The following is a 13,477-nucleotide window of genomic DNA, read 5'->3' as shown; positions in this document are numbered from 1 at the left end:
TGGTCAATGGCCGGCGAGTCCCGCTCTCCTTCGACGGGGCGTCTCAGTTGACCGGGCCGCGCTGAGTCGCATCAGCGGTGCGCCAAACGCTCTCTCGCTATGGTCAACCGTCGCACCAGCCGACACCTCATGCACGTCATCTCGACGGGGGTCGCCTGCTCAAGGGCAGCCGACCCCATTCAGAGAGAAGAGCAATGCACGCAGGCACTTTCTGTGAATCTATGTCGCGGATAGACGCAAGAGCGTAGGATGCGGACATGCGCGGGGGTCTGGAGCGCTGGAAGCGCGGCGTTGAATCGCACGGGGTGCGGTCGGCGATCGCCTACGCGCTCGAGGGCACGTGCGACGCGTCGATGCGACTCTCGAGCGGCGTTGAGGCGCTCGCCGCGTACAGCGAGACCGGGCAGCGGACGGTCACGAGGTTCGTGGTCGAAGACGGTTACATCGAGACCGATCAGCTGTCGAAAGGGCAGCTCTGCCAGTGGGTGGACGGCTTCGATCCGCTCACGGGCGAGCATCGCGGTCGCGTTCTCACCTCGCCGCAGGCGGATCTGCTGCTGGACGGGACTATCAATACGCCGAAGTCGTTCAGTCTTGTCGCGCTCATTCACCCGGAGCTCGCTGACGAGTTCGAAGCGCTGCAAGATCGCTTGCGCGACCGTGTCATCCGCATCTGGCAACGGGAGCTCAACGCGCGGAGAGGCGCTGGCGGGAAGATCCGTGAGAGCCTCCGCCGGCTTGAGGTCGTCGAGCTACAGCACCGCCGATCGCGGGCGCTCGATCCCCACATCCACCGTCACCTTTGGCTCAGCGTCAAGGTTCAGGGGGAGGACGGTGCGTGGTCGAACGTCGACTCGCGAGTCGCGATGAAGCTGCACACCCTGATCAACGCCGAGGGCGAGCTCGCCGCTCGCACCGACCCGCAATGGATCGAAGCCCTCGCGCGCCACGGCTACACGATCAACGACGATGGTGAGGTGGCCGAAGTCGCGGCCGCGGTCCGGCCGCTATCGCGCCGCTCCAACCAAATCGAAGCGAACCGCGCCGTCAAGCTCGCCGCATGGCGCGCGGACCATCCCGGGCAAGAGCCCGATCGCGACATCGTCCGCCAGATCGACCGATTCGCATGGTCGAAGGACCGCCCGACCAAGCCGCAACACGTGGACGAGGACGAATGGGAGCAGCTGGTTCGCGATGAGATCGCGGCCATCGACCCTGCACTGCTGACTGGAGGCGAACCTCGCAGGGCCGCTGTAACGGCACCGCCCGATCCAGACCGCGACCTGCTTGCCGCCAGAGCACTCGTGGATGCGGACCGGCGCTCAGCGGCATCCGGGGGCAGGTTCAGCCTCGTCGATGTGCGCGCCGGAGCGACGCGCGCGGTCGCATCGTCGGGCATCGTCGCGAGCCGTGAGGATCTTGCCCCGATGATCGATGACGTTGTTGCGCGGGCCACCAGTGAGGTCGTCGATGTACTGACCGTCGAGCCCGACCGCCCGCAGCATGTCAAAGGATTCATGACGACTCAGACCGCTCGTCTGAAGCTCGAGCTCGCCGAGCGATTCGACAGACTCAACGTCGCGGGCATCAACATCAGCGACGACGTGCTCGACCGTGTGGCAAACAAGACCCTGCCCGGCATTGACCTTGATCGCGGGCAGATCGATGCCGCCGCAGCGATCGCGGGCACCAACCGGCTCGTCGCGGTGACTGGCCCCGCCGGTGCGGGGAAGACGACGATGCTGCGGCTCGCGAACGAGGCGCTCCGATTGCAGCATCGCCGCATGATCGTCGTCGCCCCCACCAGGAAGGCCGCATCGGTCGCAGCACGCGAGATTGGGGCCGACGCCTCGAGCCTTCACGCATTGCTCGCAGACCACGGGTGGCGGTGGGATTTCGACGATGCGGGCCGCGAGGTCTGGACACGTCTGCGCGTGGGGGAGGTGGATGCCGCGGGCATCGCCTACCTTGGTCCGTGTCGATACGCGATCGAGGTCGACGACCGCGTTGTCGTGGATGAGGCCGGCATGGTCGACCTGCATACCGCGCGTGCGCTCGCGGAGCTCGTCGAAGAGGCGGGGGCGCAGATCGCGATGGTGGGCGATCATCTTCAAGCGATGCCCGTGGGGCACTCGGGCGCGATGGCGTGCATGGCGCGTCGCAGCGGTGCGGTCGTGGAGATGTCGGCGGTGCACCGCTTCCGTGACGCTGAGTACGCCGCGCTGACGCTGCGGATGCGCGACCCGGTGTCGCGAGACGCTGCCCTCGAGGTGGCGGATGAGCTGGAGCAACGTGGTCAGGTGCACGCCATCACCGATCAGCGCATGGCTCGAGATCTGATGCTGCACGCATACTTCGCGGCGGCTTCCGGTCGTCAGCGCATCGCGCTCGTCGTGGCGACCAATGATGAGGCTGACGCGATCAACGACGAGATCCAGCAACGTCGCGTCGACCGTGGAGAGCTTGACCTGCGTGCGATCGCGGTGGGGATGGGCGAGCAACGCATCCTGATCGGCGACGTCGTCCAGACGCGCCTCAACGACACCGGCGCCGGCGTCGAGAACCGAGCCGTCTGGATAGTGCGCGCCATCACCGCCGAGGGTGTCGAGTTGGTCAGCACGACCGACAGTGCGGACATCCGCCGTGTGAGCGCGGACTACACCGCGGAGCATGTGCACCTCGCCTATGCGTCGACGGTGCACGGCATCCAAGGCGAGACGACCGACGTGTCGATGGTGGGCCCCAGTGTGGATGCCGCGGGCTTGTACGTCGGCATGACGCGCGGTCGTCTGCGCAACGACGCGATCGCTCTCGTCAAGCCGCACCAGACGGCCGCAGGGGTGATCGCGGACGCGATGTTGCGCGGACTGCCGGAGGTGACGCTCGACGACTCGCGAGCGGCCGCACGCGCCGAGTTGGCACGCGCCGCACGCGACCCCGAGCCAGATGAGCAGGACGCCGCGGGCCAGATTGACCGATTGATCGCTGAAGCGACCAGTCTCTTGCAAGGGCTCGACTCCCGCATTGCCAGTCGAGCCGCAACCAGCCACGCGCGGGGAGCCGCGGACCGGGCGCTCGCTGACGAGCTCGAGAACCCCGCGCGAATCGACCTCGAGGCCCGTGCCGCCGCGGCAGAGCGTCTTGCACTGCTCGTCACCGGCGCGGCGTCTCCCGTGGGTTTGCCGATCGACGACGAGGACCAGTGGATATCGGGGGTGGCCGAGCGTCCTGCGGCATCCCTCGGCCGGTGAGCTGGCGATGGAGTTCGTACGACGTCCAGGCCAGCACCAGTGGTGAGAGGATCGCGGGATGACCCATGCCCTGCCTCAGACCCACTGGGTCAACGCCACCACCCCTATCGCCGTCCCGCCCGGAATGCGGCACGCGGTCATCTTCGGGAAATCAGACGATGAGGGCTGGGTAGACACACTCGCGTCCCTGACCACGCGGGGTAACTACGGCCCGCGCGTCACCGAGCTTGCCCGCGACGAGACGCCGGAAACAATCTTCGCTACGGATGAGCAACTGGCGACGGCAGCTCGCTATGAGCAGAACATCCGCGAGCTGATCGAGTGGAGCAAGCGCGACACCCACTGATCGTCGGTCCGCGCCGCTTGGAGCGCTCAGAACCGCTTCGAGGCCGGATACGATCGCGGCATGGGTGCCGACGTCCGTATTCCTCCTGAGGTCGCAGCTGTCCTGCGCTACTATGTCTACGCACTTCGGGACCCGCGCGACGGCAAGGTCTTCTACGTGGGCAAGGGCGTCGGGGACAGGATCAACGCGCACGCGCGCGAGGCGAGTGAAGACCCCGAGTCGCACGTCGCGAAGCTTCGTCGGATCAACGACATAGAGGCTGCTGGCCGTGACGTGGATCTGGTGTTCCTCCGCTCCGGCATCGACGACGAGTCGGACGCTTTCATGGTCGAGCAATCCGTCATCGATGCGTTCGCCGCCGACGGTCATGCTCTCACCAACCTCGTGCGCGGTCATCACTCCGGCACCCACGGCCTTGCGATGTTGCCGGCTGTCGTCGCGCGGTATAGCGCTGCCCCTTGCCCTCCGATTCCGTACCCCGTCATCATGCTGAAGATCCAGAACGGCTGGCGCGCCGATATGAACGAGCGCGACGTCTACGAAAAGACGCACGGCCACTGGAAGATCTCGGAGTGGACGCGAGGCCGGATGGTGGGCGGGTTCGCGCTCGGCATCGCGTACGGAATCGTGCGGGGCGCCTACACGATCGACTCCTGGTTCCGCTCCGAGCAACCGCACGACAGAGGCAAGAACCGGTGGGGATTCCACGGCACTCCTGCGATGGAGTTGGCCGACACAGTAGGAACGCACGTCCGTGATGTCTTTCCGAATCAGGTGATGTACCGCCGCTTCCTCGACGGTTACGCGGGATCCCCCGTCGCAGACACGAGCCCCGTCTAGCGAAGGTCGCGCCGAGACGCAGCGGAGCGGGCGAGAGTACGATGACTCTCGCCCGCTCCTGTTCCTGGCGGTTCAGCGAGCGATGCCCGAGTCGGCGTATCGCGCCGGCTCTGCTACCGGCCCCGTTGCTGCGGGGCCGCTAGCTTTTGGGGCGCGGTCCACTCCGACGTTGGTGAACTTGAGCGAAGCGCCCACGTTCTCGGCGACGACGTCGCGGGTCTCGCGCGTGACGCCGGATTCCTTGTCGGTGTACGAGCCGAACCGCAGATCGCCGGTGACCAGCACGCTGTCCCCCTTGCGGAGCGATGCGGCGACGTGGCTGGCCTGCTGGTTGAACACGACGACGCGGTGGAAGACGGTGCCGGCGTCTTCCCAGGTGCCTGTCGTCTCGTTGAGACGCCGGTCGTTGACGGCGACGGTGAACCTCGCCCATCGGTTGCCGGCGTCGGCCTCGCCGTGTTCGGGGTCAGCGGTGAGGTTGCCCTCGAGCGTGACCGGGATTCTGGTTGTCATCTCTCGTTCCTTTCGGTCAGGGGCGGCCGGGGCCGTCCTGGTGAGCATGGGACTGAGTGACCCATGCGGTCCATGCCTGCTCGTCGGTCGCATTCGCCCACGAGCGCGAGCGGTGTTCCCGGTGCTCACGCGTGCATCCGCCGCCCGCGCGCGTGAGGCGGGGGAGCGCGGTCGACAGGTACTGCAGCCACGCGCTTGGGCCCGTCCCGCGATCGGACGGGTCGAACAACAGCAGGTGTGCGGAGCGCAGTGCCGCGAGTTCCTCGACGATCTCGCCGTGCCGCCACCAGCAGTCGGGTACGACGCTGACCGGTATGTCGAAGCGCACCGTGAACCACTCGACCCACGCCCGCAGTGCGGCCCATTCGACCGGTGCGCGGTCGTCGGTCAGGGTCCTCCAGTCGACGGTGCGACTCGCATACGAACTCGGCCCCGGGTCGGGACGACCTGCGGACTGGTGGGCGAGGGCCTGCAGCATCTTCTCGTTCGGGTCATCGCTCATGCGTCCGCCTCCGTTCCCGTCGGCCCAGCAGCGGGAGGCACCGGAACGGCCGGCTCCGTGAACACCCGACGTTGCTCGCGCTCCGTCGCGGCCTTGCCCTCGCTGACCGCTCGCGCATCACGTCGGGCATCCCAGCCGGCGAGGTCGAGTAGCACCGTGCGCTGGTTGCGGTAGGCGAGCAGGCCGATCTCGGGTGGCATCCGTCTAATCTCGTCGACCGACATCAGTGGTCGGCGTTCGTTGACGAGAGTGGTGTTGTGTCCGGTCTGCTGGGTCGACCACGACCGTTGCCGCCGGCTCGTGTCGCGAACGCCGAGGAGGGCTTCGATGTCGCGCAGGTGTTCGACGTGGGATGCCCCGCCGAGCACCACCTTCGCGGTCGCCGCCGCCCAGATCGTGTCGGCCTCTGCCCGCGACCACGCGGTCTCAGCCTGGGACAGGGCCTGCAGCACGACGAGCGTGCAGATGCCGCGACCACCACCATCGGCCATGATGCGGGGCAGGTTCGCCCAGCGGAACATGTTCACGATCTCGTCGAGGATCAGTCCCAGTGGCAGCCGAAGGCGTGAGCCGGGGGTGGCGAGGGCTTTGGTCCGGGCGTCCTCGACGATGCTGTCGAGCAGGGCGCTGATCCATCCGCCCATCGCGGTCGCACCGGCGGCCGACCCGATCAGGTACAGCGTGTTCTCGCCGGCGAGGAACTCGTTGACGTCAAAGATCGCGTCTCCCTCGCGTGGTTGCAGGCTGTCGCGCACTTGCGGCACTGCGAGCGGTGCGACCGCGTTCTGCACGCCGAACCACATCGAGGAGAGCAGCTTCTCGTCGCCGTTGATGGTTGCCGCGAGGCTCTCCGCCCAGCCGGGTGCTCCCGCAGTCCTCAGAAAGGGCACGGCGTTGCGGGCTGCAAACGGGCTCGAGCCCCAGTCGTAGATGTCGTCGATCGTGCCGCCGCCGACGGCTGCGGCATGCAGCAGCCGGGCGAGGATGATGCCGGCGGCCTGCGCCCATTCCTCGTTCTGGTTGCTGCGCCCGAGGGCCGTGCCGGTGATGATCGCCATGCCTCGCTGCATGGCGATGAGGGGGTCGGCGCATCCCGCGATGGGGTCGATGCGGAGCGTGTCACGGATGCCGGAGAGGCCTTGCGGGTCGAACACGTGGACTGTTCCGCGGCGCGCTCGCATCTGCATGGTCGCGGTGAGGTTGTCGTTGGTGGTCGAGGTCGTGATGAGCGGCCCGGCCCAGTCGAGGATCGCGGAGATCAGGACGCGGTACCCCTTGCCGGACCGGGGTGGTCCTTCCAGGGTCACGGAGTCCTCGATCGAGACGAACACGTCCATGCCGCGCGAGGACCCGACTCGCCAGGCGACGTCGGTTGCTTTCGGATGCATGAGGTCGGGCCGAAGCTGCTTCGCCCGACGGATGGCCGCCTTCGCGGACAGGTGCGATCGGATGTCGGCGGCTGTCGCGAACCCGGGCCGCATCCGCAGGTCGGCGATGAACCCGCGGTCCGAGTGCCGGTAGCGGCGATACCAGACGATGAGCGCGAGGCCCGCGCCGACAACGATGAGGACGGCGAGAAGATCGGCCACACGGATCTGCCACACCGGCAGAGTGCACGCGCTGGATGCCTCGTAGACGTCGGTTCGTCCGGTAAGCGCGAGCCAGAGTCCAGAGAACAGATGGTGGGCGCGCGGTTTGGCGCCGCAGATCCAGGTCGTGACGAGTTCGGCGATGAACGCGAAGGCGACGCTCAGCACAAATGCGATCGCGATGCCGACCGCAGCGATCTTGCCGAGCACGCCGTCGTTCATGGCCTCCCTCCCAGTCCTGCAGCGGCTGCGGCCGCCGCGCGGATCCAGGCCTCGCGTGTGGGCGAGCGCAGGTCGTCGAATCGAAGCGGCCCGCGTTTGAGGACGGGGTCGAAGGGGATGGTGACGACGTCGCGGACGCGGTCCTCGAATCCGAGGATGATGTCGCGCAACTCGGCCGGTCTGGCGGGCTCGGACTGGGTGACGACGACAATCGCGTTTCGCGCGAGATCGCGCGACCGTTCGTCACGCGCCTCCAGCGCTTCGAGCAGAAGCGCGGCGGACTCCGCCGACTCGGGTGCGGTCAGGGTGGGAATCACCAATTGTGTGCTGTGGTCCACCATGCTGAGCCATCGGTCCGCCGACTCGTCGTTCCCGGAGTCGAAAACGACGAGCCGGTAGTACCTGGCCGCTACGCGCATGAGCAGCTCGAACTCGACCGAGGTGAGGCGTTGGTCGGTCGCGAGAAGTTCGGGGTTCGAGCGCAGCACGTCGTATCGGTCGACCGACTGGTGGTGCACGTAGCGGGTGATGTCGGAGACGCCGGCGTCGGCGGAGAGGAGGCCCGGTGCCGCGGGCAGGAGGTCACGGATCGTGGTGTCGTAGAGTCCCGCCTCGGTGCGCCATCCGAGTGTGCCGCGAGTGTCGTTGTTGTCCCACGCCAGCACGTTGCCCCCGCCATAGCGGCCGAACACGGCGGACAGCATGGCGGTGGTCAACGTCTTGCCGACGCCGCCCTTGCCATTGACGATCGCGATCGTGCGGCAGCCCGCCCAGTGGCGGGAGACAAGGTGAATACGCTCATGGTGCTCCAACTGCGACGGTGACGGTTTGATCGCCACGCCCCATGTCGCGAGCAGCGCTCGCCAGCCGCTGAGGTGCTCTTTCGGGTGGATGCTGTCGGGGATGAAGGAAGTCCGCCGCGCGGCCGGTGCTTGGCCGACGGATGGCGGCGCCTCGTCGATCGGATCCTCCTCAGCGGTTGCCGATCCGGGGATCGGGTAATCGTGCGCGACCTCGACAGGCTCGGTGCGCACGCGTCGCAGCGCCGAAGCGCCATCATCGACGGGCGAGGACGTGCCGTCCGGCGTGACACGGATGCGGTGGCTGCCGCGGTCGCCCGACGTTACGAGTTCCACGGGGGCGCCTGTGCGACGGGCTTCCGCGACCGCGCGCTGCACGATCGCGTGCCGGATATCGGAGCCTTCCTGCGCCGTGAGTTCCTCGCTGTGCCCGTCCAGAGTGGTGAAGCGCGCCGTCGACCCTTCGACGGTCGCGAAGGCGCGGTGGAGTGTCGTGCTCATTTCTGCTCCTCGGGGGAAGGGGCGGCAAGCCACCCGTCGATATCGGTTTCGACTTCCGTGTCGATCGGCCACAGGGCATCCAGGTCGACGGCGAGGCGGTCGACGAAGTCGTCGCGGTCGGCGGCGTCGATGGCGTCGATGGCGTCGTCGGTTTGGAAGAGGTCTCGTTCCCAGTCGGTGCTCGTCGCGAAGCAATCGACAAGGTACGAGTACTGCCCGACGTATGCGAGGAACTCACCCTTCCGCAGCTGCCGGGCGAGGTCAGCGTGCGCGGGTGGCAGCTGCAGCCGATCACGGAGCCCTCGGTACTCCTGTTGGTTCACGCGGAAAATGAACTTGTTCTCGATGTCGCCGATGATCGAGTAGGCGAGCGCTCGCTCCACCGAGTCGGCCTCACCCACGGCATCCAGGTCGCCGATCTTGTGCAGGATGACGATGTTGCTGATGCCGTAGTGGCGCGAAAGCTTGAGCCACTGCTGGAACATCTGCAGGGCGGCGAGTGAGGTCATGTCGCGCCACCCCTCTTCGCGCACGACGTACCGCGTTCGGTGTGCGCCGCGATCGCTGATGACGGCTTGGATCCATGCCGTCGTGCACACCTGCGTCAACTGCGCGGCGAGCTCACCACGCGCGAAGAGCTCGCTGGTGTCGGTCACGACGATCGGGGCATCCTGATCGAACTCCACCGTCGATTCGTCTTCGAAGAGGCCGGACAGGTCGCCGGTCACGAATCTCCGCAGCACGAACCGCGGTTGGAGCGCGCCTTCGTTCGCGTGGAACGGCGAGCTGACGTCGGAGGCCAGGGCGCCGAGCTCGTCGTAGACCCCGCGCAGCGTGGGGTGATCGCCGGTCCGATCGATGCAACGCTCCAGCGCATCGTGGATCGCCGCGTGCTCGACCGCGGTCAGCCGCACTGTGCCGAGCGCCATCTCGACGAGGGCGATCAGGGTGGCGATCCGGCGCTGCTTCACCATCTGCTCGTGCTGCTCGTCGCTGGTGCCGGTGCGCCGCGGTCCGCGCGCAAGCGGATTCAGGCGAGCGCCGGTGCCGCCACCGAGGCGGATGACCTTGCCGCCGGGGATCGCTTCAGCGACGGTGACCCATTCGCCCTTCGGGTCTGACGGGACGACCACCTGGTGGCCGAATGCGATCGAGCGCGTGGCCAGTGTCTTGACCGTTGCTGACTTTCCCGACCGATACGCGCCGAGAACCAGGATGTTGGTCGAGAACGCCCCGCGGTCGCTCGTGTCGACGTAAGCCTCCCACGGGGAGAAGTGCCAGAGCGCGTCGGCGTTGAGGTCGACGCCGACGATCGGACCCCGATGTCCGAGCCCACCGTCGGCGACGAACGGGTAGATGCCGGCGATGTGCTGCGACGTGGCTTGGTGCGGCGGGATCGCAGGTGCCGCAAGGTTCCAATAGCCGCCCTCAACGAGGCCCGGGCCGAACGGACCGGGCACAGCGGACTCTGGAAGTCGGCGATCTCGGCGGCTCGACGACTCGGAGGCCGGAGCGCGTTCGGCGGCGCGCGCATCCTTGCGCAGCCGGCGACGCTCGCGGCGGTCGGCGTCGCCGGGCTCGAAGATGACGGTTCGGCGTGACATCACTTCATCCCCAGCCCGAGCGGCAGCGCGTTGACCATCAGCGCCTCCGCCTGTTGGCAGTAGAGGGTCTGCGCCTCCATGCCCGCACGCGAGAGCGCGTTGCGCATCCCCGCGATCGCCTGGTCGAGCTCTTCATCGTCGGCGGCGGAGATCGTCAAGTAGGCCCCGTAGCGGTACTCGCCGTGCCCGGCGACGATCTCCTCCTCTTGCCGTTCGAGGGCCTCCCAGTCCGCGGCATCCGCCGCTGAGCCGTCGGTGCCGCGCTTGGTGCGCAACTGCTCGTTACCGCGCCAGATCTTCTTCTCGTCGCGGATGCGCTTGAGAGCCTTCGACACCGGGACTGGCGTCAGCACCAGCGTGAAGATGTGGCTCACCGCCTCCCCACTGACCGGGTGCCGAGCGTAGACGAGCGGCGACAGGAACCCGATCGGCGCGTCCGATCGCGGCCACTCGTGGATCCACATGGTCGTGTGGATGCCGGAGTCGGTCAGCACGACCGCATTGCGGTGGGCGGGCTCTTCGAGGTGCATCGGGCCGATCGCCGACGGATCGACACCTTCGAGGTCGCCGACCCGGTTCTGCGCGGTCGCCGCGAAGTCGGGGTCGAACGCGATGCGGGCGAGCGCAGCGATGTCGCGTGGCGCCAGCCACCGGCGCACACGAATCTTCGCCGCCCGCAGCGCATCCGCCAGGTTGGCCGCTTCGATCGCGGCGAGGGCGAGGATCGCGTCTTTGCCGCCGCCCAGCGCGCGCAGCTGGGCGCCCTGGCCGATGAGGTCGAGCGTGAAGGTCAGATAGTTGCGGTGCGCGACGGCGAAGCGTTCCGAGCCATCCATCACTTCGGCGTAGTTCTCGGCGACCGGGGTGTGCGGGTCGAGACCGCGTCGGTGCTGCACGTTCTCGTAGTGGTCGCGCGCGGCGCGGATCGTTGTCGGCAGCGTGCGCTCTTGCAGGCTGACGCGCTTGATACCGGGACGCTGAGTGAACGACGCGAGCACGCGCTCCCACTGCTGGGCGAGCTCGAACCGTTCGGGCAGGTCATTCATCAGGAATCCCTGCACTTCCAGTTCGGCGGTGACCGATACTGCGTGGTCGCGAGGGTTGTAGGCGGCGGCGAGTCCGTCGATCTCCCACAGTTGCACCGAGGCGCGAACGCCGGGCAGGTTGAGCGTGCCGGCGAGGTGGGGCTTCTCGGGCCGGTAGGTCTGCTGGGTTGCGCCCGTCGCGTGGCGTAGTTGCTTCATGGTCCACAGTCCGATCATTCGAGGGGCGGAGATGCCGTGCAGGGTCGTCATCGCGAGGATGCCGAAAGCGAGATAGAGCGGTGCTCCGTAGAGCAGCCCGAGTGGGCCGAACCGGTTCACGCAGATCAGCACGCACGCCGCGGCGATGCTGATGAACGTGAGCTGCCAGGCATCCATCCCCATGACGATCCCTTGACGGGAACGGCGGGGAAGGCGCACGGGGCGGGCGTAGTCGTCGAGGCTCATGAGGGTCTCCCGTCACGCGGTGAGGGATTGGGTATCGGCCGCCCAGCCCCGGCCGGGCGGGCGGGCGGTGTCGACGCGGGCTTCGGTGTGGTCGCCGAGCTCGGGGTCGATGACGAGGCTGCGGACGTCGGCGTGGTGGCGCGCTGTGCGGTCGACGTGGCAGGTGCAGGGCGTGATCCCGCGGTCCCGGCCAGCGGTCGGCTGCTGTCCGGGCGCCCGGCAGGTCCGGCCGGCGCCGCAGCGCCGGAACGACTGGCCGCGCCCGTTCGGGAGGCGACACCAGCCGGGCTGGCTCCGATGCGCGCGGGAACGCTCATAGCCGAGCGGGCCGCGCCAGAAGCAGTGCGGCCCGCGCGCGACCCGAGACTCGAGCCCGTGGCATCCGCCGTCACGGCGCCCACGAAACTGAAGAGACCGAACACCGCAAAGGGGGCGAAGGCGACGAGGACGAGGCCGATGAGCAGCGGCCACGCCTGGGGATTCCAGATCGAGTCCATGGATGCCAACCCGTTGATGATCAGCGTGACGAACCCGATCGTCAGCGGCGCGGTGAGCAGCAGGACGAGGAGCGCGGAAAGGTAGCGCACCACCCACTGCGGGCCGATGCTCCGAACGGGGAAGAGCATCCAGGCGAGTGGACCGACCATGATGAGCGCGGCGAGGGCGATATTGCGGAACGTGAAGACGAGCATGAGCAGCAGCATCGAGATCATCAGCAGCCCGTGGATCACGAATCCGAAGAAGTAATTGGCGCGGCCGCCGGCCCACATCACCTGCTGCAGGGTGCCGAACAGTGCGGCGGGCCCGTCGCGGTTCATGATGTACCAGGTGAGCTCGTCGACCGCGTTGAGCACGTGTCCGGTGAGCCACAGTGTCGCCGCCGTCGCCGGGAAGGCCAGGAAAGAGCGGACGATCGCGCTGACGAGTTCGCCTCGATCGCGCGATGCGACGGCGGCCGCGATCGCCCACACCATCGCGGCGAACATCACGGCCAGCACCGCCCAGCGCCAGAACGACCACTCGCCGCTGGCAGCGCCCCACAGCGCGGTGGACGTATCGAAGCGCATCACTTCAGCGACGGCGAACATCATGGCGGTGGTTCCCGCGGCCATGCCTCGTCCTGCGTTCTCGAACGTGAGGCAGACGACGTCACCGAGGCTGCAGCCGTACTCGACGATTCCTTCCTTGCCGCCGGCGGCTTGGATCGCGCCCGTGTGCCCGTCGTAGGTAGTGCAGATCGTCACACGATCACCGCCGGACAGCACGACGCGCAGGAAGCACTTCTGCGCGACGGCATCCGCTGTCGACGTGGGGACGCACGACACTTGGTTGGCGGTCTGGTCACATTTCACCGGGTAGTCGGGGGCGCTCCACGGTTCGCCGGTGACCTCTGCCGCGGCGGGAATCATCGGGGGCGCGGCATTCACTCGTTCCGCAGCCTGGGCGGACGGCGCGGTCACGATCATCAGCGCCCCAACGAGGGCGCCGATCGCTGCCACGCGGATGGTACGCATCAGAACCCGAAGTCGAACCCGACGAACCACTGGAACAGGCCGCTTGCCGACCCGAGCACGGCGGCGGCGATGAAGATCCAGAGGATGTTCTCGCCCGCCCATGTGCGCACCCGGTCGGAGGCCAGGCCGCGGAACGCGAGCGCTGCGCCGGCGATGATCAGCATGATCAGGACGACGAGCAGTGCACCCGCGAGGATGTACGACGCAATGGTCTGGAAGCCCGCGAAGAACGGTGCGGTGAAGTCGGGCTGGATATCGGGGACGTCGACGTCCGCCGGTCGGATGGGGTTCATGATTCTTCCTCT

The 13,477-nt window shown here is 67.6% G+C and carries 11 protein-coding genes; 3 read left to right on the top strand and 8 right to left on the bottom strand.

Going from position 1 to position 13,477, the window contains the following annotated elements; genetic code table 11:
• Nucleotides 1-257 precede the first annotated feature (257 nt).
• From Q0653_RS10765 to Q0653_RS10755, 3 genes are read left to right on the top strand one after another with little or no spacing between them, the layout of a single operon-like run.
• Nucleotides 258-3,251 (top strand): AAA family ATPase, encoded by a 2,994-nt coding sequence (locus Q0653_RS10765; protein WP_298944578.1) that lies wholly within the window; start codon nt 258-260, stop codon nt 3,249-3,251.
• A 58-nt stretch (nt 3,252-3,309) separates the two neighbouring features.
• Nucleotides 3,310-3,597: a hypothetical protein gene (locus Q0653_RS10760; protein WP_298944577.1), complete on the top strand. Its 288-nt coding sequence runs from the start codon at nt 3,310-3,312 to the stop codon at nt 3,595-3,597.
• 60 nt (nt 3,598-3,657) lie between these two features.
• Nucleotides 3,658-4,437: a hypothetical protein gene (locus tag Q0653_RS10755; protein ID WP_298944576.1), complete on the top strand. Its 780-nt coding sequence runs from the start codon at nt 3,658-3,660 to the stop codon at nt 4,435-4,437.
• A gap of 72 nt (nt 4,438-4,509) precedes the next feature.
• On the opposite strand, the gene Q0653_RS10750 is transcribed toward Q0653_RS10755, so the two are convergent.
• Genes Q0653_RS10750 through Q0653_RS10715 form a run of 8 tightly spaced genes read right to left on the bottom strand, consistent with a single transcriptional unit; the run spans nt 4,510 to nt 13,465 of the window.
• On the bottom strand, nt 4,510-4,950 hold the full coding sequence (locus Q0653_RS10750) for a single-stranded DNA-binding protein (RefSeq protein WP_298944575.1): 441 nt from the start codon (nt 4,948-4,950) through the stop codon (nt 4,510-4,512).
• A gap of 16 nt (nt 4,951-4,966) precedes the next feature.
• Nucleotides 4,967-5,452, bottom strand: coding sequence for a hypothetical protein (locus Q0653_RS10745; protein ID WP_298944574.1), 486 nt, complete (start codon nt 5,450-5,452; stop codon nt 4,967-4,969).
• Nucleotides 5,449-7,263: a TraM recognition domain-containing protein gene (locus Q0653_RS10740; protein WP_298944573.1), complete on the bottom strand. Its 1,815-nt coding sequence runs from the start codon at nt 7,261-7,263 to the stop codon at nt 5,449-5,451. Before Q0653_RS10740 ends, Q0653_RS10745 begins: the two co-directional genes overlap by 4 nt.
• Nucleotides 7,260-8,564, bottom strand: a complete 1,305-nt coding sequence (locus tag Q0653_RS10735; RefSeq protein WP_298944572.1) for an AAA family ATPase — start codon at nt 8,562-8,564, stop codon at nt 7,260-7,262. The genes Q0653_RS10740 and Q0653_RS10735 overlap by 4 nt, the downstream gene beginning before the upstream one ends.
• The gene (locus Q0653_RS10730; RefSeq protein WP_298944571.1) at nt 8,561-10,168 is read right to left on the bottom strand and encodes a hypothetical protein; all 1,608 of its coding nucleotides are present in this window, start codon (nt 10,166-10,168) and stop codon (nt 8,561-8,563) included. The genes Q0653_RS10735 and Q0653_RS10730 overlap by 4 nt, the downstream gene beginning before the upstream one ends.
• Nucleotides 10,168-11,658, bottom strand: a complete 1,491-nt coding sequence (locus Q0653_RS10725) for an SCO6880 family protein (RefSeq protein WP_298944570.1) — start codon at nt 11,656-11,658, stop codon at nt 10,168-10,170. Before Q0653_RS10725 ends, Q0653_RS10730 begins: the two co-directional genes overlap by 1 nt.
• Nucleotides 11,655-13,172 (bottom strand): hypothetical protein, encoded by a 1,518-nt coding sequence (locus Q0653_RS10720; RefSeq protein ID WP_298944569.1) that lies wholly within the window; start codon nt 13,170-13,172, stop codon nt 11,655-11,657. The genes Q0653_RS10725 and Q0653_RS10720 overlap by 4 nt, the downstream gene beginning before the upstream one ends.
• On the bottom strand, nt 13,172-13,465 hold the full coding sequence (locus Q0653_RS10715) for a hypothetical protein (protein ID WP_298944568.1): 294 nt from the start codon (nt 13,463-13,465) through the stop codon (nt 13,172-13,174). Before Q0653_RS10715 ends, Q0653_RS10720 begins: the two co-directional genes overlap by 1 nt.
• Nucleotides 13,466-13,477: the final 12 nt, after the last annotated feature.

It is taken from the genome of uncultured Microbacterium sp. (assembly GCF_947488465.1).
In the GTDB taxonomy this organism is placed as follows: domain Bacteria; phylum Actinomycetota; class Actinomycetes; order Actinomycetales; family Microbacteriaceae; genus Microbacterium.
Note: the sequence above shows the minus strand (reverse complement) of the source record. Positions and strands in the feature narration are given on the sequence as shown.

Coding starts and splice junctions, on each gene's coding strand:
- Q0653_RS10740 (WP_298944573.1), bottom strand. CDS start 7,263: ATGAACGACGGCGTGCTCGGCAAGATCGCTGCGGTCGGCATCGCGATC.
- Q0653_RS10755 (WP_298944576.1), top strand. CDS start 3,658: ATGGGTGCCGACGTCCGTATTCCTCCTGAGGTCGCAGCTGTCCTGCGC.
- Q0653_RS10760 (WP_298944577.1), top strand. CDS start 3,310: ATGACCCATGCCCTGCCTCAGACCCACTGGGTCAACGCCACCACCCCT.
- Q0653_RS10745 (WP_298944574.1), bottom strand. CDS start 5,452: ATGAGCGATGACCCGAACGAGAAGATGCTGCAGGCCCTCGCCCACCAG.
- Q0653_RS10725 (WP_298944570.1), bottom strand. CDS start 11,658: ATGAGCCTCGACGACTACGCCCGCCCCGTGCGCCTTCCCCGCCGTTCC.
- Q0653_RS10715 (WP_298944568.1), bottom strand. CDS start 13,465: ATGAACCCCATCCGACCGGCGGACGTCGACGTCCCCGATATCCAGCCC.
- Q0653_RS10735 (WP_298944572.1), bottom strand. CDS start 8,564: ATGAGCACGACACTCCACCGCGCCTTCGCGACCGTCGAAGGGTCGACG.
- Q0653_RS10730 (WP_298944571.1), bottom strand. CDS start 10,168: ATGTCACGCCGAACCGTCATCTTCGAGCCCGGCGACGCCGACCGCCGC.
- Q0653_RS10765 (WP_298944578.1), top strand. CDS start 258: ATGCGCGGGGGTCTGGAGCGCTGGAAGCGCGGCGTTGAATCGCACGGG.
- Q0653_RS10720 (WP_298944569.1), bottom strand. CDS start 13,172: ATGCGTACCATCCGCGTGGCAGCGATCGGCGCCCTCGTTGGGGCGCTG.
- Q0653_RS10750 (WP_298944575.1), bottom strand. CDS start 4,950: ATGACAACCAGAATCCCGGTCACGCTCGAGGGCAACCTCACCGCTGAC.